This window comes from Zarconia sp., from assembly GCF_057467645.1.
On record NZ_JBRJXU010000183.1, the window covers coordinates 20,347 to 41,778 of the forward strand.

16 protein-coding genes are annotated in these 21,432 nt (G+C 50.3%); 5 read left to right on the top strand and 11 right to left on the bottom strand.

Annotated features, from left to right (window positions below):
• Positions 1–66: 66 nt before the first annotated feature.
• The 6 genes from atpH to AC2215_RS27490 all read right to left on the bottom strand — a co-directional run bounded on the left by atpH (position 67) and on the right by AC2215_RS27490 (position 3,482).
• Positions 67–615: an ATP synthase F1 subunit delta gene (gene atpH, locus AC2215_RS27465; RefSeq protein ID WP_486813227.1), complete on the bottom strand. Its 549-nt coding sequence runs from the start codon at positions 613–615 to the stop codon at positions 67–69.
• On the bottom strand, positions 612–1,136 hold the full coding sequence (locus AC2215_RS27470) for a F0F1 ATP synthase subunit B (protein WP_486813228.1): 525 nt from the start codon (positions 1,134–1,136) through the stop codon (positions 612–614). The genes atpH and AC2215_RS27470 overlap by 4 nt, the downstream gene beginning before the upstream one ends.
• Before the next feature lie 94 nt (positions 1,137–1,230).
• A complete protein-coding gene (locus AC2215_RS27475; RefSeq protein ID WP_486813229.1) occupies positions 1,231–1,647 on the bottom strand; it encodes a F0F1 ATP synthase subunit B' in 417 nt (138 codons plus the stop codon).
• Between the two features lie 120 nt (positions 1,648–1,767).
• Entirely contained in the window at positions 1,768–2,013 is a 246-nt protein-coding gene (atpE, locus tag AC2215_RS27480; protein ID WP_413264337.1) for an ATP synthase F0 subunit C, read from the bottom strand.
• A gap of 133 nt (positions 2,014–2,146) precedes the next feature.
• On the bottom strand, positions 2,147–2,896 hold the full coding sequence (atpB, locus tag AC2215_RS27485; RefSeq protein ID WP_486813230.1) for a F0F1 ATP synthase subunit A: 750 nt from the start codon (positions 2,894–2,896) through the stop codon (positions 2,147–2,149).
• A gap of 7 nt (positions 2,897–2,903) precedes the next feature.
• A complete protein-coding gene (locus tag AC2215_RS27490) occupies positions 2,904–3,482 on the bottom strand; it encodes an ATP synthase subunit I (protein ID WP_486813231.1) in 579 nt (192 codons plus the stop codon).
• A gap of 823 nt (positions 3,483–4,305) precedes the next feature.
• Between AC2215_RS27490 and AC2215_RS27495 the strand changes: the two genes are divergently transcribed.
• Complete coding sequence (locus AC2215_RS27495) at positions 4,306–7,482, top strand: CHAT domain-containing protein (protein ID WP_486813232.1); 3,177 nt, start codon at positions 4,306–4,308, stop codon at positions 7,480–7,482.
• On the opposite strand, the gene AC2215_RS27500 is transcribed toward AC2215_RS27495, so the two are convergent.
• Complete coding sequence (locus AC2215_RS27500) at positions 7,462–7,671, bottom strand: hypothetical protein (protein WP_486813233.1); 210 nt, start codon at positions 7,669–7,671, stop codon at positions 7,462–7,464. The two genes, AC2215_RS27495 and AC2215_RS27500, sit on opposite strands and share 21 nt — an antisense overlap.
• Positions 7,672–7,771: 100 nt before the next feature.
• Here AC2215_RS27500 and AC2215_RS27505 point away from each other — a divergent pair, with 100 nt between their 5' ends.
• Positions 7,772–8,632 (top strand): tetratricopeptide repeat protein, encoded by an 861-nt coding sequence (locus AC2215_RS27505; RefSeq protein ID WP_486813234.1) that lies wholly within the window; start codon positions 7,772–7,774, stop codon positions 8,630–8,632.
• Positions 8,633–9,309: 677 nt separating this feature from the next.
• On the opposite strand, the gene AC2215_RS27510 is transcribed toward AC2215_RS27505, so the two are convergent.
• The gene (locus AC2215_RS27510; RefSeq protein WP_486813235.1) at positions 9,310–10,605 is read right to left on the bottom strand and encodes an FGGY-family carbohydrate kinase; all 1,296 of its coding nucleotides are present in this window, start codon (positions 10,603–10,605) and stop codon (positions 9,310–9,312) included.
• A gap of 152 nt (positions 10,606–10,757) precedes the next feature.
• On the opposite strand from AC2215_RS27510, the gene hpsE (AC2215_RS27515) reads away from it, so the two are divergent.
• Genes hpsE (AC2215_RS27515) through AC2215_RS27525 form a run of 3 tightly spaced genes read left to right on the top strand, consistent with a single transcriptional unit; the run spans position 10,758 to position 13,236 of the window.
• Positions 10,758–11,741 carry a hormogonium polysaccharide biosynthesis glycosyltransferase HpsE gene (hpsE, locus tag AC2215_RS27515; RefSeq protein WP_486813236.1) on the top strand — a complete coding sequence of 328 codons (984 nt, stop codon included), beginning with the start codon at positions 10,758–10,760 and terminating at the stop codon, positions 11,739–11,741.
• Positions 11,714–12,661 carry a hormogonium polysaccharide biosynthesis glycosyltransferase HpsE gene (gene hpsE, locus AC2215_RS27520; protein WP_486813237.1) on the top strand — a complete coding sequence of 316 codons (948 nt, stop codon included), beginning with the start codon at positions 11,714–11,716 and terminating at the stop codon, positions 12,659–12,661. The genes hpsE (AC2215_RS27515) and hpsE (AC2215_RS27520) overlap by 28 nt, the downstream gene beginning before the upstream one ends.
• Positions 12,662–12,681: 20 nt before the next feature.
• Positions 12,682–13,236 carry an SMI1/KNR4 family protein gene (locus AC2215_RS27525; RefSeq protein ID WP_486813238.1) on the top strand — a complete coding sequence of 185 codons (555 nt, stop codon included), beginning with the start codon at positions 12,682–12,684 and terminating at the stop codon, positions 13,234–13,236.
• A gap of 238 nt (positions 13,237–13,474) precedes the next feature.
• On the opposite strand, the gene AC2215_RS27530 is transcribed toward AC2215_RS27525, so the two are convergent.
• The 3 genes from AC2215_RS27530 to AC2215_RS27540 are packed head-to-tail and all read right to left on the bottom strand — an operon-like array spanning position 13,475 to position 20,859.
• Entirely contained in the window at positions 13,475–14,428 is a 954-nt protein-coding gene (locus AC2215_RS27530) for a glycosyltransferase (RefSeq protein WP_486813239.1), read from the bottom strand.
• Entirely contained in the window at positions 14,428–15,306 is an 879-nt protein-coding gene (locus AC2215_RS27535) for an SDR family oxidoreductase (RefSeq protein ID WP_486813240.1), read from the bottom strand. The genes AC2215_RS27530 and AC2215_RS27535 overlap by 1 nt, the downstream gene beginning before the upstream one ends.
• A gap of 57 nt (positions 15,307–15,363) precedes the next feature.
• On the bottom strand, positions 15,364–20,859 hold the full coding sequence (locus tag AC2215_RS27540) for a CHAT domain-containing protein (RefSeq protein ID WP_486813241.1): 5,496 nt from the start codon (positions 20,857–20,859) through the stop codon (positions 15,364–15,366).
• Between the last annotated feature and the right edge of the window lie 573 nt (positions 20,860–21,432).

Below are 21,432 nucleotides of genomic sequence, written 5' to 3' on the forward strand. Positions count from 1 at the left end.
ATCACGATTGTCTTTACGCTCTTTATCCTGAGCTCTGCCCAGAGCGGGACTTGGGTTCTTCGCGTGTTAGCTCAAGCTCACGGCAAGGCGGCGCAGTTGTCCGCGCAGACTGGCATCGAGAACTTGGGAACCAACTTTGATAATCACGCCACCGATGATGTCGGCGTCGATTTTGGTTTCGATTTCGACTTCCCGCGCGCCGGTGAGGTTTTTGACTTTATCGACGATCGCATCCCGTTGAGAACCGCTCAATTCCACCGTCGAGGTGACTTCGGCGAGCACTGTCTGGTTGCGTTCGCGTAACAGCGCCCGATACCGAGAGCAAACTTCATCGAGGAACAAAATCCGTCCCCGATCGATGAGGAGCATCACGAAGTTGAGGGTAATCGGGTCGACTTCCGACTCGGTAACGCGGCGGAGAACGGCTTTCTTATCGTCGGGGGCGACGATGGGATTGTCTAAAAACTCCGCAAGATCGGAAGAGTCTTGCAGGAGTTGCTGTAACATCGCCACGTCGCGACCGATGCGATCGGCTAAGTCGCGATCGTCGGCGATCGACATTAAGGCTTTGGCGTAGGGGTCGGCAATTTGCGCCCCCATGGCACCGCTTTTCATCCCTGACCTCCTAGCAATGCAATACTGCGATCGATGGATCGTTCTTGAGCGGAGCTATCCATGCGCTCTTTAAGCTGAGCTTCGGCGGTTTCGATTGCCATGGCAGTTACCCGGGCCCGCAGTTCGCCAATGGCTCGATCTCGATCGGAGCTTAGCTCTTGACTTGCGGACGCTTTCATGCGTTCGATTTCTTGCTCCGATTGCGCCAGAATTGCTTCTTTAGCTGCTTTGGCTCGCTCTTGAGCGTCCGATCGAATGCGTCCGGCTTCTGCTTGGGCTTCGGTTAACTTTTGCTGAGCTTCGGAGAGGGCGACTTTAGCCGCTTGAACTCGATTCTCGACGTCTTTGATGCTCGTTTCAATATTCGCCTGTCGTTCGCCAAGGGTTTTGCTTAAAATCCCTTTCCCGAAATAGACGAGTACGCTAATAATAATGGCTAGGTTAACGATGTTGGATTCTAACAAGTCAAAATGGAATCCAAATCCTTTTTCTTCTGTTGCTAGCCACAAAAATGTTTCCATTTTCGCCTTGATATCCTTTGTGATTTTTGAGCTAGGTTTAAGCTTTCTTTGCGCGAAAAATTAACCTTAGCAATCCCTCGGTTTGCGCGAGTTCTTATCCCAATAGTTTTGCGAGCATCTGGTTACTCAGCGCGCTGACTTCCTGCTCCAAAGACTGCATGGCCGCTTCTTTTTCTTGGGCAATTTCGGCGGCTGCGGCTTCGCGGGCTTCTTGAGCTTCCTTCTGAGCTTCGGCGATGCGTTGATTGGAAATATCTTGGGCTTCGGTTTGGGCGGCGATGACGATCGCTTGAGCTTCTTTGCGCGTATCCGCTAGCTCTTGCTCGTATTGCCGGGCCAATTCTTCGGTCTTTGCCAGACGTTCTGCGGCATCTTTATCGTTACTGCGGATGTACTCGTCTCGCTCGTCTAAAACTTGGGTGAGCGGTTTGAAGAACACCGCATTCAAGATCGCCGTTAACACTAAAAACTGCACTGCCATTAAAGGCAAAGTGGCATCAAAATCAAACATCGCTTTGCTCGGAAATACAAGAATTTAAAAAAGAAGCTGTGCCAGTCAGTTGGGTCTTTGCAAACGAAGGGTAACTGGTATCGATACGCACCAATTACCCCAAACTCGCTAATGGATGTTTTATGCGAATGGATTGGCAAACAGCAACACCAGAGAGATAACCAAGCCATAAATCGTCAGCGATTCCATGAATGCTAGGGTCAGCAATAGGGTACCGCGAATTTTTCCTTCTGCTTCCGGCTGACGAGCAATCCCTTCAACAGCTTGACCCGAAGCATTACCTTGACCGATACCAGGGCCGATTGCAGCCAAACCAACGGCGAGGGCAGCAGCTAAAACGGAAGCAGCAGAAACTAATGGATCCATGACTGTATTTTCCTTACTGTATTAAGTACTAAACAAAAACTGAACGAATCGAACAACTCGAAGGCGCGATAAGGTTTCTCGCTGGGTCGGTGGCGAGTGTTTCGCCGCAACTCAAGGGCGAGGGTTTCGGTCCTCAATCGTGCTCTTCTTCACCGTGACCTTCAAGGGCTTCGTGGATGTATGCCGCCGCCAAGGTGGCAAACACTAAAGCCTGAATGGCACTGGTGAACAAACCCAGCATCATCACTGGAATCGGGACGAACAGGGGAACCAGCAGCACCAAAACGGCGACCACTAGTTCGTCTGCCAAAATGTTCCCGAACAGACGAAAACTTAGGGAAAGGGGTTTGGTGAAGTCTTCTAGAATCGCGATGGGTAGTAGAATCGGCGTGGGTTCGATATACTTAGCGAAGTATCCCAAACCGCGCTTTCTAAACCCGGCGTAGAAATACGCCAGCGAGGTTAGCAACGCGAGGGCTACGGTGGTATTGATGTCGTTAGTCGGGGCGGCAAGTTCGCCTTCGGGTAGCTCGATAAGCCCCCAAGGGATTAACGCACCGGACCAGTTAGACACGAAGATAAATAGGAATAAAGTCCCAACAAACGGTAGCCAAGGTCGATATTCTTTCTCTCCGAGTTGGCTTTTTGCCAAGTCCCGCAGAAATTCCAGGGCGAACTCCATAAAGTTTTGGATACCCGTGGGGACTCTCTGGGCGTTCTTGGTGGCCAGAACCGAAGCACCTACGATGAGGGCGATGACAAACCAGGAAACTAGAAACACCTGTCCGTGAATTTTCAGGTTCCCAATATGCCAATACAAATGGTTGCCGACTTCGAGTTCGGCGATTGGGAGGAAGTTAAAGGTGTTTAAAACATCCAACATTGTCGATTTAGGAGGATTCCTCAGTACTTGAGGACGGGGACTCACCAGAGGTCAAAACTTCTGGTAAAAGCGTAATGCGCACCGTGTATACGATTAGGGTGACTTTGTAGGTTAAAAACCCCAGAAAGATCGGCAGAATTTGCAGTTGTTCGAGTTGAGTGGCGAAGATAATCGCGCCAACGAATACCGCAAATCGAGCTTTGCTCACCGATGGATCTTCTGGCCCGAGACGATCGACGTTTCTCGCTAACAGTCTCAGGTACACCAGACCCGAAAATGCCCCGATCGCGTAGTTCAAGGCAATATTGAGGGAGTAGAAAATCCACACTGCCGCGAAGATTAATCCCGTCAATAACAGCGTAATCCCGTACAGCTCTTGCTTGAGCTTGGCGTATTCTTCGAGTCCTCGAACGATTTCCTCGCTAGAGGTTTCCCGTGAGGGAGGTTCCGATGGCGTTGCTGCTTCAACAACGGTTTCGGATCTCCGAGAGGGTCGAACGGCGGGTGTCCGAACATTCCCAGCATCCGATCGCCGAAAGCGCGGATAGTGGGTTTGAGATTCGGTTCGATCGCCGGGAGGAAACATAGTGTTTTACGCCAGGGGTTAACAAGCCGATTCGGAAATTTCCGAATTTAGCTCGGGTCGATGGACGCGGTCAAACCCATCGTGGTGCGTGGCTTGGACTTCCCAAGCCAGAAGCCATCTTATCATGAAGCGGCAACAATACTTAAAAAAAAATAAATCTTCCCCAAGGGCGATCGAATTGACTGTTCGACCGGGATGGTGGAGAACGGGTCTATGTCATAGAATGTCTGATTTTATTGAACTTTACCGGCTTCTCGAGAGGGAATATTTGCGCGATAAACGGTCAAGTTTTGCCGATAATTGACTTGGCCGGGAATTCTGCTGCCATCGGAAATACTGGGGCGATCGGTGATAAGCAAGATGGGGAATTTACGAATCAAATGTTTTGATTTTTCTATGATTTTCGATGGGTTTACATAAGTTTAGGGGTGAGAATGGTGTCAATAAGCAACGCAATGGATGGGTTGTTGGGGTATACTTAAAGGTGCGCCCAAGGGCTTCTAGTGTCTAAAACTCAATTAACACGATCCAAGAATCGATAAAATCTTCACTACACCGTCGATCTTGGGTCATCAATAAATAAAAGGTTCGATGGGAATGCTCTCGCTCGTGACAGAAGTTGGCGATTTCGTTTTTTAATTTCTTTTTCAAAGTATTGACAAAACGACCAAAATCGCATTTAGCCATAAAAACTAGGGTTCGATCGAGTTTGGAGGCAACAATGGCAGTCCGTCGAATGCTAACTCTCGAAAAACTTGCATAAGTTCCTCATTCCCAGAAATATGTGAACATAACTCGCGAGTCGGGATAGATGCTAGCTGTAATGAAAAGGAAACAGGCGATGAAAGGTTGGCAGGGGTGGGTGGCGGCACTATGGCTGTGGGGGATGGTTCCGGCTGAAGTGTTGGCGAATCCGATCGCTGGGAATAGAGGAGATTTGAGCTTCCTCATCAATCTGGAACTGCCAGTTGTAGCGCAGGAGAATAATGAAGATCGTCAAGATCGAGCCTATCGATTGTTGTCAGAAGGCGTTCAATTACTCCAGGCAAGTGAGTTCCAAGCTGCACGAGAGAAACTGTACGAGGCATTAGCGATTTACCGGCAAATCGGCGATCGCTTTTTTGAAGGTGTCACGCTTACGGGACTCGGTGAAGTTTCGCGCGAACTGGGACGGTACTCACTTGCCTTGGAATACTCTCAAGAAGCATTAGCCATCCACCAGGAAGTCGAAAATCCTTTGATGGAAGGGACGACTCTGAGTAATTTAGGTGGAATTTACAGCGCTTTAGGAGATTATCCCCAGGCACTTGAGTACTACCAACAAGCATTAGCGATTCACCGGGAAGCCGGACATCGTTTTGGAGAAGGGGTGGTTTTCAATAGTTTGGGGTTAATCCATCACAACTTGGGAGACTACCCAACAGCATTAGAGTATTTCGAGCAAGCGCTATCGATTCGGCAAGAAATCGGGCATCAGTCCGGAGTTGGTATCACGCTCAATAATTTGGGACTCCTTTACGCAAGTCTGGGGAATTATCCTCAAGCATTGGAATACTACCAACAAGCCTTAACCATCGTTCGGGAAGTTGGCGATCGGACGGGGGTTGGAACGACTCTCAATAATTTGGGAGGAGTGTATGAAAGTCTGGGGGATTATCCTCAAGCATTGGAGTATTACCAACAAGCCTTAACCATCGCCCGAGAAATTGGCAATCGGGCGAGGGTTGGAATGACTCTCAATAATTTGGGACTTATTTACAATAACCTAGGAGATTATTCCCAAGCATTAGAGTACTATCAACAAGCCTTAACCATCGCCCGAGAAATCGGCAATCGTTCGGGGGAAGGAACGACTCTTAACAATTTTGGGAGCGTTTATTTCCAACGGGGAGATTATCCCCAAGCATTAGAGTACTATCAACAAGCCTTAACCGTTATCCGAGAAATTGGCGATCGGGCGGGGGTGGGAATTACACTCAATAATTTGGGGTTCGTTTACAAGAAGCTGGGCAATTATCCCTTGGCGTTGGAGAATCACCAACAAGCTCTCGAGATCGCCCGAGAAATTGGCGATCGGGCTGGAGAAAGTGTGGCTTTTAAGGCTTTGGGGGAAATTTACTCATATCTGGGAAATGAGCGCCAAGCATTGGAATACTACCAGCAAGCGTTAACCATTGCTCGGGACATTGGCTATCGGGCAGCAGTAGGAACGATTCTCAAGGCGATCGGGGGAGTTTACTTACGTCTGGGCAATTACTCTCAGGCACTAGAATACTACCAGCAAGCTTTAGCCATCGTCCGAGAAATCGGCGAGCGTTCTATTGAAGGCAGAACTCTGAGTGATTTGGGCACAATTCACACTCTTATAGATCGGAGCACCCAGGCACTGGAATACTACCAACAAGCTCTTGTCATCGCCCGAGAAATTGGCGATCGCTCTGGGGAGGGTGCGGATCTTTCTGGATTGGGTTTAGCCTACATGAACCTGGGAAATTTCTCTCAAGCACTAGAGTACTATCGGCAAGCCTTAGACGTTACTCGGGAAATCGGCGATCGCACTGGGGAAAGTACAACTCTTTCGGGATTGGGATTCGTCTACGGTCACTTGAGAGAACATGCTGAAGCCGAACGATGGCTATTCGAAGCGATCGCGGTGTGGGAATCCCTGCGCTCTTCCGAACTCAGCGACACTGATAAAATCTCGCTCTTCGACACTCATACGTTTGCATACCAAGGTCTCCAACAAGCCCTAATTGCCCAAAACAAAACCGAAATCGCCCTCGAGGTGGCAGAACGGGGAAGGGCTAGGGCATTTGTCGATGTTCTGTGGCAGCGTTTTAGCGACGATACCCGATCCACTGTGCCGCCTCCAACACTTGACGATATCCGGCAAGTTGCAAGAGAACAGAACGCCACCTTCGTCGAATATTCCGTAATTGAAAATGATGGAATAGCAAGAGAACTCTACATCTGGGTTATCTCTCCCACGGGCAACATCGCCTTCCATTCTGTCAGCCTCGCTGATGTCGATCTCGAAGAACTCGTCAATACCACCCGTTTTTCCATGGGGGTTCGCAATCGTTCTGCCATCGAAGTTGTCTGGGCAGACAGCAGTTCAGAACGTACTGTCCGGTTGCAGCAACTCCACCAAGTTCTCATCGAACCCATTGCCGATATCCTCCCCCAAAACCCGGAAGAACGAGTGGTTTTCGTTCCCCACGGCGCACTCTTCCTCGTTCCCTTCCCCGCCCTACAAGATACCGACGGAACCTACCTCATCGACAAACACACCATCCTTACCGCCCCGGCGATTCAGGTATTGCAACTGGCGGGGAATGGGGTAGCAGATGCTTCTGGGGGAGAGGCTTTAGTCGTAGGAAATCCAACCATGCCTTCCTTTCAAGAAAATATCAGCGATATACCCGTGCAATTACGTCCCCTTCCCGGCGCGGAAACCGAAGCAAAAGCGATCGCCCAAATGTTGGGAACCGAACCTCTCCTGGGCAGTGCGGCAACGGAACCCACTGTCGTCGAACGAATGCAAACTGCTTCTGTCATCCACCTAGCTACTCACGGCTTACTTGATGACGCGCAAGGGATCGACAGCAGCATTGCCCTGACTCCTGGTTACGGGGGAGATGGCTTCCTCGCTGCTGGAGAAATCTTCGAGCTGAATCTCAAAGCCGAGTTGGTGGTGCTGAGTGCCTGCGATACCGGGCGGGGCGACATTACTGGAGATGGAGTCGTAGGATTATCCCGTTCTCTGGTGACGGCAGGGGCACATAGCGTTGTTGCGTCTCTATGGCAAGTTCCAGATGCACCCACGGCAGAGTTAATGACAGAATTTTACGATAATTTACAACAAGGACTTGACAAAGCCACTGCGCTGCGGGGTGCGATGCTCTCCACCCGAGAAACTCACCCGGAACCCTCGAATTGGGCGGCATTTACCCTGATGGGGGAAGCAGATGCAATGCCATTAACAACTCAAAAGAATTAACTGCCGCTTTTGAAGCGATCGCACCCCATCTAACCCCAACTCCACCGTCGCCACAATCTCACCCACCGTCTTGCCTCCAGCTTCGCAACCCTGTAAAAATTCACGATCGCGATCGGTGAGGCAAATAAGCTGTATGGTCACTTGCCGCGTACCGGGCGTTAGAGCAGTAAATGGTGACCCAACTTTCATCAGTCCTCCATTCCCATAGCTCTGTAGCAATAGCTCATAATATGAGAACGCAATTGCAACTAGGAGAACAGTGGGGATGGAGAATCGATATATATGGGTCGTGGGTACTCTATTGGCTTGGGGAATCGCAGGAATTCCGATCGGCATCCAGATAAAAGCAAGACAACTTTACTCAGAAGTATCAGAACTCCAAAACAAAGGTGAATACCAAGCTGCACTCAATAAACTTCAACAGCAACTTGTTATCGATCGAAAATGGAGACATCAAGTTAGAGAAGGTACGACTCTCAACAATTTAGGATCGGTTTACTACCAGCTGGGAGAGTATTCCCAAGCGATGGAATACTATCACCAAGCTTTAGCAATTCGCCGAGAAGTTGGCGATCGCCCTGGGGAAGGGGTGACTCTCAACTATTTGGGTGTCATTTACGATGACCTGGGAGAGTATTCCCAAGCAATGGAATACTACCACCAAGCTTTAGCGATTCGCCAAGAAGTTGGCGATCTCACTGGGGAAGGGGTGACTCTCAACAACTTGGGATCGGTTCACGATGACCTGAGAGAGTATTCCCAAGCAATGGAATACTACTACCAAGCTTTAGCGATTCGCCGAGAAGTTGGCGATCGCCCTGGGGAAGGGGTGACTCTCAACAATTTGGGATCGGTTTACCAAGACCAAAGACAGTATTCCCAGGCGATGGAATACTATCACCAAGCTTTAGCGATTCGCCGAGATATTGGCGATCGACCTGGGGAATTGACGATTCTCAATAATTTAGGCTCGCTTTATTACGATCGAAGACAATACTCCCAGGCCATGGAATACCACAACCAAGCGTTAGCCATCGCACGGGAAGTTGGCAATCGTACCTTTGAAGGAATCACGCTCAATAATTTGAATGCAGTTCGGAGCCAGTTAGGGGACTCAGCAAAGGATCCGAGCTTATCAACCATCGATTGAATCGGAACTCAAAAGAATCAACTATCGTTCTTGATGCGATCGCGCCCCGTCAAAAATTCATGCTCGCTATCGATAAGGGAAACAAGCTGGTAGTCGCCATCGAAAATTGTTCGTTCGGGTCATCCTTATCGACTTCTGAGTGAGGTGTCATTTGGCGAACGATGATAATTGAATTCAATAATTTTTGACGGTTTGTTTTAAATATTCCAATAGATACGTGGAGTTTACATAACTTCACGAGTGAGAATGGTGTCAATAAGCAACGCAAAATTGGGATTTTTCAGGTATACTTAAAAGTAAGTCCAAGGGACTCTAGTATCTAAAATTAAACTTTCACCAGCCAAAAATTGACGAAACCCTCGCCACATCGTTAATTTTTCTCCAAAAAGATCGCAGAACTAAGATGGTCATGCTTTCGTTCGCGACAAGAGTTGGCGATCGCAATTCTGAATTTATATTGCAAAAAATTGACAAAATAACCAAAATCGCAGGTAGATGGAAAAAGTGAGAGTTGTGTGGTGAATTCAAAAACTGGTGCGATATCGAGTTCGGATAATTTATGACAATTCAAGGCAATTGCTGAATCTCTCCTCCCATTCTCTCCCGACGCTTCCCACACCCCCGACGCTCACTTAACCTGGAATTGTCAGTATTGAACCCAACTTTATGGATGCAAGTCATCTTTCGATCGTTGGATTGAGACCTCGCATTGCCAATAATGCCGTACCGTATGCAGCTTCTGTCTGGATGGAGGGAATCACGGGTACGCCCAGGCGATGTTGGCGCAGGCGAGTCCACACCCGATTTTTCGCCCCACCACCTGCGGTATAAACCCGTTTGAGGGAAGCCGCCCCCAACTGCTGCAATAGTTGGTATCCTCGGGTTTCAATTTTCGCCATGCCATCGAGCAAACCGTGGAGGAATGCAACGCGATCGTCCGGTTTCGGTTCCAGACGCGGGGAGAGTTGCGGATCGTTGATGGGAAATCGTTCCCCCGGTTGGGTGAGGGGATAGTAGTCCAGGGGACTTTCGCCGCTGGCAATCTGAAGGCTGAGGGTGGCGAGTTCATCATCGCCAAAGAACTGACGCAACACTGCCCCCCCCGTATTCGACGCACCCCCCGCCAGCCACAAATCTCCCAAGCGGTGGCTGTAAATCCCGTATCGGGAATCATCTACCCGAGTGCGACTCAGTAGCTTCAGCACCAGGGTGGAACCGAGGGAAGTAACCGCTTCTCCTGGGGCAGATGCACCACTGGCGAGAAAAGCGGCAATGCTATCGGTAGTTCCGGCACAAACAGTGCAGTTGGCGAGTAAACCAAAACGACGGGCAATCTCTGGGGCGATCGTTCCGATGGGGGTTCCCGGCGAAACAATCTGTGGCAACTGGGGAATATTTCCTCCGGCAATGCGATCGAGTCCCTCGTTCAACCAGTTGGGATATCTGAGATTTTCCACATCCGCCCCCAGTTTCAGGGCATTATGATAGTCGCTGATGCCGAGTCTGCCATGGAGTAAAAATGCCAGCCAATCGGCTTGGTGGAGAAAATAGTAGGATGCCTGACTTTTATTTTCAGTAATCCACCACAATAACTTTGCCAAACTCGAAGTTGCACTCAAAATCGGATGATTGGCAGGGGCGATGCTTTTGAGGGTATCGAGAACAGTAACCGAGCGATCGTCATCGTACAGAATGGGAGCATCGACGGGATTGCCCGTTTCGTCGCACAGGAGTACTGTCGAAGACGTTCCATTAATGGCAATGCGAGCAATGTTTTGGGTCACCGGTACGATCCGACAAATTTGCTCGAGCAGGGAAAACAGTGCCTCCCGCCAGATGGGTATCCAATCGGCAGAGGTGGTGCGACCCATCTCGAAGTCGTATCGCCCTTCTCCCCGAATTTGCCCGATCGCATCGACGACGATCGCCCGTGCCCCCGACGTGCCAAAATCGATCCCCAGATACAGTGCCATCGCTTTTGTTTCCTTGTCTCCAATTTGCTAACGATTCGGGTCAAAATTCAGGTGCTATAACGGAGGTATCGCCCGTTTGCGGGCGTTGCGCGCGCAATAGACTTTTGAGAGTCTACGATTAAAAACCTGGTGGTTACGGAACTTCTATTAAAATGCCATCTCTTTCCGAGAAAATCGACTTTACGGTTGCCATTCCCACTTACAATGGTGCCGAGCGTTTGCCTGCCGTTTTAGATCGCCTCAAAACCCAAGTCCGTACGGAAGATTACGTTCGCTGGGAAGTCCTTGTTATCGATAATAATAGTACCGATCGCACGGCACAACTGGTGGAAGAGTATCAGCAAGATTGGATCGATCTCGCTCCCCTACGCTATTGCTGCGAACCCCAGCAAGGTGCCTCTTTTGCCCGGATGCGAGGGGTAACGGAAGCTCGAGGCAAGTGGGTGGGATTCCTCGATGACGACACGATTCCCGCCCCCAACTGGGTAACCACGGCGTATGCCTTTGGGGAAGTGCATCCGGCAGCGGGGGCATACGGTTCTCAGGTGCATGGGGAGTACGAAGTGGAACCGCCGCAAAACTTCGAGAAAATTGCCAGTTTTTTCGCCATTACCGAACGGGGATGCGAACCCCATCTCTACGAACCTCGGATGAAAATGCTGCCTCCTTCAGCGGGATTGGTAGTGCGCAAACAAGCCTGGTGCGATTGCGTTCCCGAGAACCTATTTTTATCGGGACGTTCTCCACAGTCGATTCTCAACAGCGAAGACTTGGAAGTGGTACTGTATTTGCAAAATGCAGGTTGGCAAATTTGGTACAACCCCCACATGCATATCTACCATCAAATTCCCCGCCAGCGACTAGAACGGGAGGCGTTGCTATTTTTGATGCGGAGTACGGGATTGGCACGCCACCACATCCGGATGCTACGCCTCAAATCGTGGCAAAAACCGCTTTTGTTTCCCCTCGGTTTAATTCGGGATATCTACAAAGCGATCGCCTATTTTGTTCAACATTACCCGGAACTCGATCGCGATGTCGTCGCTGCCTGCGAGATGGAGTTTTTACGCAGTAGTATTTTCAGTCCGTTTTATCTGTGGAAGCAATCATGGAAATCTCGATCGATTTCACCGTAGCCATTCCCACCTATAATGGAGCCGATCGATTATCTGCGGTTTTAGAAACGTTAAACGCTCAAATTAAAACCGAACAAATCACCTGGGAAATTATCGTTATCGATAACAACAGCAGTGACAATACGGCACAAGTCGTTGCCGAGTGCAAAAAAAATTGGCAGTCTCCATTTCCCCTCAAATACTATTTCGAACCAAAACAAGGACTTGCCTTTGCAAGAGCGCGCGCGATCGCCGAAGCTCAAGGTCATTTAGTTGGGTTTATTGACGACGATAATCTACCCGCCCCGGATTGGGTGTTTGAAGCGGTTCGGTTTGGTGAGAATTATCCAAAAGCCGGTGCGTACGGCGGTCAAATTCACGCTAAATTTGAAGTGCCACCGCCGGAAAACTTCGAGAATATTATCGGCTTCCTCGCCATTCGCGAACGGGGAGATATCCCAAATTTATACCAACCCGAAGTGCTTAGTTTGCCTCCCGGTGCGGGATTGGTAGTTCGCAAACAAGTCTGGTGCGATTGCGTTCCCGAAACGCCGATTTTAAGCGGGCGATCGGGAAATTCTCTCGCTAGTGGTTCTGATTGGGAACCGTTAATTCACATGCACAAACAGGGGTGGGAAATTTGGTACAATCCAGCGATGAACCTCGACCATTTGATTCCCGCTGCACGACTCGAACGAGAGTATCTTTTAAAACTAATTCACGGTTCTTGTGCCTGTTTTATTCCCTTAAAGATGAAACTGGCAAAACCGTGGCAAAAACCAAAAATTATCGCCCGAACTTTACTGGGAAATAGTTACAAAGCAATACAATATTTTATCCAAAATCGAAACCAGCTGAAACAAGATATCGTGGCTGAGTGCGAGATGCAGATCTACTTGAGTCGTATTGCGAGTGTCTTTAGTGCCCTCAAAGTCTTTTAACCAAAACAATTCACCCAAGAGTGGAAATTGAAGCGATGTATCTTGACAATTTTCACTCTCATTTCGTGCAACTCCAAGAGTACTTTCCAGAAAAAGTAAAACCTTGCACAGAAGAGCAAGTTCTTTCTCTTGAGAAATTATGTGGGTTATTATTACCAGCAGCTTACAAAGAATTTCTCCTTTGGGGAGGAATTTGGGCTGGAGGATTCCTGGTAGGGATAGACTTCGATTATGATGACGATATGTATCAACTACGAGAGTCTTTGGAAGAAGTATTAAAACAAGAAGAATTTCCATACCCTCTACCAGAAGATGCTTTTGTTTTTAATGCACATCAAGGCTATATCTTCTGGTTTTTCAAAACCTCTGACGGAGAAGATCCGCCTGTTTATGGTTACAAGGAAGGCTCAGAGCCAGAACCTTTTAATCCAATTCCTTTTAGAAGAATATCTTCTAGCGTAAGCCAATTTTTCTTGGAAGAGCTAGAGGCAGAGGATAGGTCAATTCAACAAATGCTAGAGAGAGAAAAAATGCACGTATTAAGTTCGATATACAGTAATAATTATAATTTTTGAAAAAACATTAATTCAGTTTATTTGATTGAAAAACATTGAAAAAAGCGATAAGTTTTTGGCTTAGAAACATAGAATTTTACGGGTAGTTTTTTTATTTTTTTAGATCGTAAAGAATATCCCAGACGGAATTGGAAAATTTCGTTTTTTAGAACTGATTAACTTACAAGCTACATTTTTGAAAGTGGCTTCGATAATAATAGTAGGATAAAACACCCAACCCTAAAATCTGAATGACGCTTCAAACTCTTTCCGTAACCGCCTTCATCACCGCCCGTGCCTGCCGTGGGGGAAAAACCACCATCGACGCGATTTTAAACAAAACACTCCCCATAAAGCGCGGATTAAGAGCAACAGAGGGATTGTATTGCAGGTAATACCAGAAACAGCGAGCGGCGGCAATCCCGTTGCGGCGGGAGGGATATCCTTCGATCGCCTTCCAAGTTAAATATTTATAGAGATTAGCCAAACTTTTCGGTTTGAGAGATTGAAGCGAATCTGACGCGCGATCGAACGCTGAATTCAATACTTTTCGGCACTGTTGTTCTTGCTTGATAATATTAGAAGAACTCGAATTTACCGTCACGCGATAAAGAATTTGTGCCGCCGGAACGCAAACAAACTCATATTCTTCGGCAGTTCTCAGCCACAAATCCCAATCTTCCGCTGGGGGGAGCGATTCTTCAAATACACCAACTTTCTCAAAAACGGATTTGCGAATTAAAGGATTCGATCCATTTTCGAGAAAGTTATTCACAATTAACTTTTCCAGAACCTTGCCATTCGCAGTGGTATGTCTGCCGGGATGTAATAATTTGCCCGACTCGTCGATATAATCCGTCCAGCTATAAGCTAAAGCAGCCGTGGGATGTTCTTGCAATGCGTCTAGCTGCGCTTCTAACTTATCGTGCGTCCACAAATCATCGGCATCGATAAACGCAATATATTCTCCTTTTGCTTTAGAAATACCTCGATTGCGACTGGCTGCTTGTCCGGCATTGGGATAAGAAAAGACTTGAATTCGGGTATCTTCAATTTTCTCGATTGCCTTTAAGGTATTATCTTGAGAACCATCGTTAATAATAATCAGTTCAAAATCCGAGAACGTTTGCTTTAAAACCGATCGAATCGTTTCTTCAATGGTGCGATCGCCGTTATAAACCGGCAAAATAACTGAAATTAGAGGTCTGCTCACTAAATGCCCATCTCCCGCAATGCCTCCAATTCCTCCCGAATCGATCGAGTTTGATATCCCAAACTTACCGCTTTCGAACTATCGAGAGACACGTCGGGAGAACGAGGTGCGGCCATCTTCACGTCGGCTTGCTTGCAGGGTGCGAGCAGTTCTTGGGGAAAATCCATCACCTCGGCCAACACCCGACCGAATTCGTAGCGGGAGATGCGTTCTGGACCTCCCAAATGCAAAATATCATGCCCTTTTTCCACCGCCAGCAGCAATCCTCGGGCAGCTGTCGTCCCGCTCACCGGCGTTCTCACTTCATCGGCAAACAGGGATAACGCCCGACCCTCCTGCAGTGCCGTTAGAAACGACTGGAGAAACGTGGTAGCAGTCGGGGGAACGGTGCCGAACATCAGCGGCATCCGGCAAACCACGGCTTGGGGATGGCGAGAAAGGATTTCAGTTTCGGCGGCGACTTTTTGCTGACCGTAAACGTTCACCGGACACACGGGATCGGTTTCTCGATAGGGCGGATTCAGACCGTCGAAGACTAAATCCGTGGAGGTAAATACGCAGGGAATGGATGCCTCGGCGCACAACTGGGCGATATCCGCAGAAACCGTTACGTTGGTGCGGTAGGATTCTTCGGGGTGAGTTTGGCAAAAGTTGGGTTTGGAACGAGCTGCCGCGTGAATCACGGCATCGGGTCTGATGCGATCGAAATAGGCTTTGAGCTGCCCGACATCTCGCAAATCCACTTGCGCCAAGTCAACCCCTGGAATCTCAATTTCCTGGGAAAAGTAAGTCCCGCAAACCTCCCATTCCTCCCGCGCAATTTGACACAGGTGCCATCCGAGGAATCCACTCGCGCCGGTGACCAGTAGTTTTTTCATCGATCGTATTTCCCCCTCCCCCATCTGGGTTGCCGCGGCTCCACCCCGGCAGACAGTCTACCAAGGGCTACCCACCATCGTAAACCCAGACCAGTAATAAGGATGGGAGAAATCTGTTGTCGGGAGACTGCTTAATTCTGGGGGTAAGGGTAACTTACCGTTGGGCCAAATGAGCTGACCGTCCTCGATGCGTAACTCCCCTCGCAACATGGCAATTTGGGCCTGTCGCAGCGCTTCAGACTTAATGGTTACGTCATCGAGTCGCAACTGTCGGTAAAACTCGCTCATCAGCCCCAAGGTTCCTTCATCGCTGACGTACCACAAACTGGCTAGCACGGACTTAACGCCGGCGCGGATAGCCAACCCCGCAAAGCCGAGTTCTTCCCGTCCCGCATTACCCACAGCCGTGCGACAGGCACTCAAAACCAAGAGTTCCACCGGAGACTGATGCCAGCCGAGTTGTCGCAAATCGTCGAAATCGAGCTTGCGATCCCATAATTGAATGTAGGACCGACCGGACTCGCCGGACTGAAATTCCGCATGGGTGGCTAGATGCAGAATATCGAATGGATAGTCGTTGCGCAACTGTTGCAGGTTACCAAAGGTAAACTCGTCGTTGAGGAAGGATTTACCTTCCCAGAGTCCGTCGATGTTTTGAGCCGGCGCTAGGGCTGAATTTCTGACAATTGTCGATAGCTCGATGGGAACCGTTGGCAGCGCCCGTTGTTCGCTTTCATTAAAAGCACTCGCACCCATTGCCAGGACGTTTGCATTTTGCAGGGGTTGGTAGCTGGTATCGGTGAGGTTGATGGTGGGGATGAGTCCGAGGCTGTATTTTTCCACCAGGAATTGCTCGCCATCGTGCAAAGCCGCAATGGGAAGAGCGCGCAAACCTTCATCCATGGACAAGACGAGGGTATCGGTCTCGAAGGCTTCCAAATGTTCTTCTAGGGGAGCGATAATCCACTGATATAGCTGTTGGGCCGATCGCAAATAGCTTTCGGTGTGCCGCTGGCGGGGACTAGTAATCCGAATTCTGAAATCTCGGGCCACTCGAGTAATCTCTGCCTGGGGCGCGTCGGGTACGCTGACGTAAATCGGTTCGCCTTCGGGGGTAATCAGAATCAGATCGAGCTGTTCGGGACGAGCCAGGACGTAGACGATAACTGGAGTTTTACTCGTTTGCCAAGCAATATCTTGGAGTCGGTCTTGAAATTGGGCGACCGATCGCACTCCGGGACGGAAGCCAGTGCGATAGCCGTTACGACCCTGGCTTCTCAACTGCCGACTGTACAAGCCATCGATCGCCCCAATAGCCCCTTCGAGATTACCGCTATCGAGTTGGTTTTCGATTTTGTTCGTGCTTGTTGTAGTCGCTGTCGTCCGGCTTCGAACTCCGATCGAAGTGGAGGTGGTCTGTATCGAGCCAGAGGAAATACTCGAATTAGACGAACTCGTGTTTCCTCGGCTGCTTGATGTTGCCGAGTTGGTAACGGTTGCCGTCGTACCGGTCCCGCTCGATTCCTTCCCTTTCAGATCGAGACTGCTCAGAGTGCTCGCCACCGGACTGGTTGTATTCGTCGCTGTCGTACTGCCCGAAGAGGCGGTTTGTCCAGAATCTGCCACATCGATCGAACTTGATGTCGAAGCGATGGAACTCGAACTTGTCGAGGTACTCTCTGCCAGGCTTGAAGAGGAAGACAAGCGACTGGTGGAGGGACTGGTGCCGTCGCCGGAGGAGGAGGAACCGACAGAACTCGAGCTCGTTGAGGGACTGGTGCCGTTGCTAGAGGAGGAGAAACCGACAGAACTCGAACTCGTCGAGGGACTGGTGCCGTCGCCGGAGGAGGAGAAACCGACAGAACTCGAGCTCGTTGAGGGACTGGTGCCGTCGCCGGAGGAGGAGAAACCGACAGAACTCGAACTCGTCGAGGGACTGGTGCCGTCGCCGGAGGAGGAGAGATCGGATGAGGAAAGGCTCGAAGATGACGAGAAGCTCGAAGATGATGATGAGACTTCACCACCATCGGATTCGATCGAAATTGAATCCACCCCTCCCGTTTCGACTTCTCCCAACTCAGCACTATCGAGATTCACCTCGACTTCCACCAGTGCTGGAGTTTCGGTGAGGGACGTATCCGGAATCGGCTCGATGCTCGATAAATTGCCATTGCCAGATGGATCGCTTGTCGTCTCTGAATTCGGCTCGGTGCCTTGCAAATCCGTAGCAATATCCCCCTCATCGGTGTTGTCGTCGAGAATCTCTTCTAGATTGGAGTCACCTCCATCGATCGGCTCTTGATTCTCTTGAGAACTATCGCTGTCTGAAGGGTCGATCTCCGGTTGCGGTTCCGGTTCTGCGATCGGCTCCAGATCCGATACGGGTTCGATTGGAGTTCCCCGAACGGGTCTGAGTCCGGAGTCAGAGCCTGGTTCTGGATCGCCTTTTGGTTCCGGTGTGGGTTCCGGTGTGGGCTCCGGTTCCGGTGTGGGTTCCGGTTCCGGTGTGGGTTCCGGTGTGGGTTCCGGTGTGGGCTCCGGTTCTGGTGGAGAGGTGACGTCCGGTTCCGGTTCTGGTGGAGAGGTGACCTCCGGTTCCGGTTCTGGTGGAGAGGTGACCTCCGGTTCCGTTTCCGGTGGAGAGGTGACCTCCGGTTCCGGTTCTGGTGGAGAGGTGACCTCCGGTTCCGTTTCCGGTGTGGGTTCCGGTTCCGGTTGCGGTTCCGGTGCGGGAAATGAAACTGTACTGCCCGAATATTGGGTGGGATTGGCTGGATCGGTGGATGGTGTGAGGGTTTGAATGGTGCTACCGACTCCCGATCGAATCCCCTCAGCGGTTCCGTTGACGCTGTCATCCCCCACGATAAAGGGATATTCTCCACTGTGGGTGACGGTAATCGCGCCACCGCTCAAGCTGATGTTATCCCCGAGAGTTCCCGTCACCCGCACCGAACCCAATGGCGCACTCACATCGATGTTGTCAGTTCCCGCATCGATCGCCTCGACGCTGACATTTCCGACAGAAGATGTGATGGAAATGGGGCTGTTGTTAGAGGTAATGGTTCCAATATTAGAAATATCCCCCCCGGAAGAGGTGAGGGTAATCGAGCGATTTTCTGAGGAGAGCGACCCAATTCCTGAAATACCGTCATGTCCAGTCAAGGTAATCGAAGCGTTACTCTCTCCCGAAATTGCAAACCCCGAGGAGGCGATCGAACCCGATGTCAGAAATTCAATTGGATCGTGGAAGGTTAAGTCGGCGGCTAGGGTCATATCGCCACTACCTTCTCCACCAATGGTAATCGAGTTAAAGCCATTGGCGAGAGCATCCAAATCGCTACTTCTCAAGAATGCCGTTGCCCCGGTGCCGCCGACGTCGATCTCTTCTCCTGCTGGGGGGACCAAACGTAGGTTGCCAGTGCCGCTTACCCTTCCCGTCAGGTTCAGAGTCTCCCCCATCAGGGAAAGATTGCCCGACCCCGCATTCAATGTGCCGCCAATCGAAATGCCATCGGCAGTTCCCGTCAGATCGATCTGACCCCCATCGGAATCGATCGAACCCGAACCGGAAACTTCGACGTTGGTTCCGGTGAGGTTAACGCTGCCTCCGCCTGATTCGATCGAGTTGGCAATGGAAATTCCCGTCGCCGTGGAAGTCTCTCCGGTCAAGTTGATATTTCCCCCGGCTGTGGAGAGTGGCGCATTTATCGAAATGGCATTCCGTCCTACCTCGTTGTTACTCATCCCGTTCGCACTCACCGACCCCCCACTGGTGGAAATCGGAGCGTTGATGGTAACCGCACCATCTCCATCCCCATCTGCATCGGCATTCAGGGTGACGTGACGACCGTTGGTCTCGATACTGGCATTGACATCGATGTGACGACCGGCTTGAGCGCTCAGGTCTTGCTCGGTATTGACCGGCGTTTCAAAGGTGATATCGTTGGTGGCTTGGAGGGTAATGTTACTCGTTGCGTTGTCTAGAGCACTGACGTTAACCCGCGTTTCCTGGTTGTTCGCATCTTGGTCTGGATCGTCAAATGCATCGACTAATGTCAGGTCGCTGGTGCTATTGGGAACTGGTGATGGTGATGGAGCTGGTGAAGTATCTGTATCCGAGCCATCTAACGGCGATGCATCCCCCTCTCCAGAATCGGTTGGGGGGTCTGCGGTCTCATCTGTTGTGTTGTCGAGTGTCGGGTTCGGTGTCGGCTCGGGTGCGGGGTCAGCAACCACCCGAATATTGGTCGGGTCGAGGAGTAAGTTGCCGAACTCGCCGTTGGGGGCAGAGGTATCGACGTTGCCTTGAAACACCAAGTTATTGTAACCGGAGACTTCTACAAATCCGCCGTCACCGGAATTTGCGCCCCCGCGAGCGCTGATGCTGCCGTAGAATTGGGTGGTCCGATCGGACCAGACGATCGCGTTGCCTCCATTCCCTTGTTCCAGGGCATCCACATTCAGGAAAGAGCTAGCGTCGATAAACGTCTGTTGGGCGGTTGGTAGCGTCCCGCCCCCTTGCAAGTCTCCCCCGACGAAGATATTGCCGCCGCCGTTCGATCCGGAAGCATCGAGAGTGGCACCAAACAAACCGACTCGGTTACCTAACACTTGAATACTCGAAGACGAACCGTTCGCGCCATTGCCGCGCGCCAATAAATTCCCCGAGACGATCGCATCTCCAGTGCGATCGTCGATTTTAATCCCCGAGCCGGCTATACTAATGCTGCCGTCTGGATTGACGAAAATTTGACTCGACCCTTCAATCTCCGAACTCCCAGCCAGTAACTCCGGCAAGGATAGGGGATCGATGGGTGCATTTCCCGAGATTTGGTTCGGCAGTAAAACTTCAACGCTCAGAACCCGTCCCGGCGCGCTCAAGCGGACGAGGCTTTCTCCAGCAACCGCTGCCACGGAGAGATTCCCTCCATCGGTTTCGAGGGTTCCCGTATTGAGAACTCGACCGCCGAACAGACTCAGGTTGCGACCTTCTCCCACGGCTAAATTGCCTTCGTTGACGATCGCCCCCGGATCGAGCGTGGCAAACTCAAAAGCGTTGGGATCTCCAACTAACTCCGCCCAATTATTTTCACCCAGGCCATCGAACCAACCCCCATCAAAGCCAATTCCCGTCGCACTCGTGGCGGTGAAGTCTCCGGTGACGTTGAGGCTGGCACCGGCCCCGAAAACGATCCCGGCGGGATTGATGAGAAATAGGTTCGCGTCGCTGCCCGAAACTTGCAACAGACCGTTAATCGACGATGGATTCCCACCGACGACTCGCCCTAGAATATTATCGATATTAGGGGTAGACAGAAAGTTTGCCGTTTGTCCTGCGTCGAGTCCGAACTCTTGAAACGAATGAAATAAATTGTTTCCATCGCCAGAGAGCTGACCCCCGTCGATATCCAATCTCTGACCGTTAGGCGTCACCATCGTTCCCGTGCCATCGTTTGCCGGTAGGATCGTCTGTGCCTGAGTCGGTAAGGCGATCGCGTAGGTTAGGGGAATAATTGCCAACGTCCCTTTCCAGGAGCCGACAGAAAATTGCATGGTTCGTCCTCTGGTATGTCAAAGTATCAAGTTGCCGCATCGGGAAGATAAAATCCCGTTCAGCTCCCGTCCAATGCCAGATTTTTTCGCTGCTGCTACCCTAATGATGAGAAAAACCGGTCGTTAATTCGTACCGTTCGAGCTAAGATTCCGATGCTTGCTCCACTATCTGGTATGGTTCCTGGGTTTGTCAATTAATTGGAGCGGATTGTGTTCGAGTCCGGTTAAATTTTTGACTTCGCAAGCGATTGCAAAGTTTTTTGTTTGGAGTCGATCGATCTTCTCGCGAGGAAATTTTTAGCCCTTAATTATATTCGATTTGACCTTTCCTTTTCAAATAGTATACAACATTGCTGTTGTATACTTCCGGACGATCTGCTATACCAAACGATCGGCGTTCGATCTCGATCGAATTGTGCCGGTTGTTCGACGATCCCGAGTCGGGATTTCGATTCGTGCGAACTCGATATTTACAGCAGTGGCAAAGAAGAAAAGGCCAAGGGAGGATTCACGAACCGCTGCTACATCAAAATCGATTGTTTGTGGTGAGGCAAGTTAGTGCAACTACGGGTC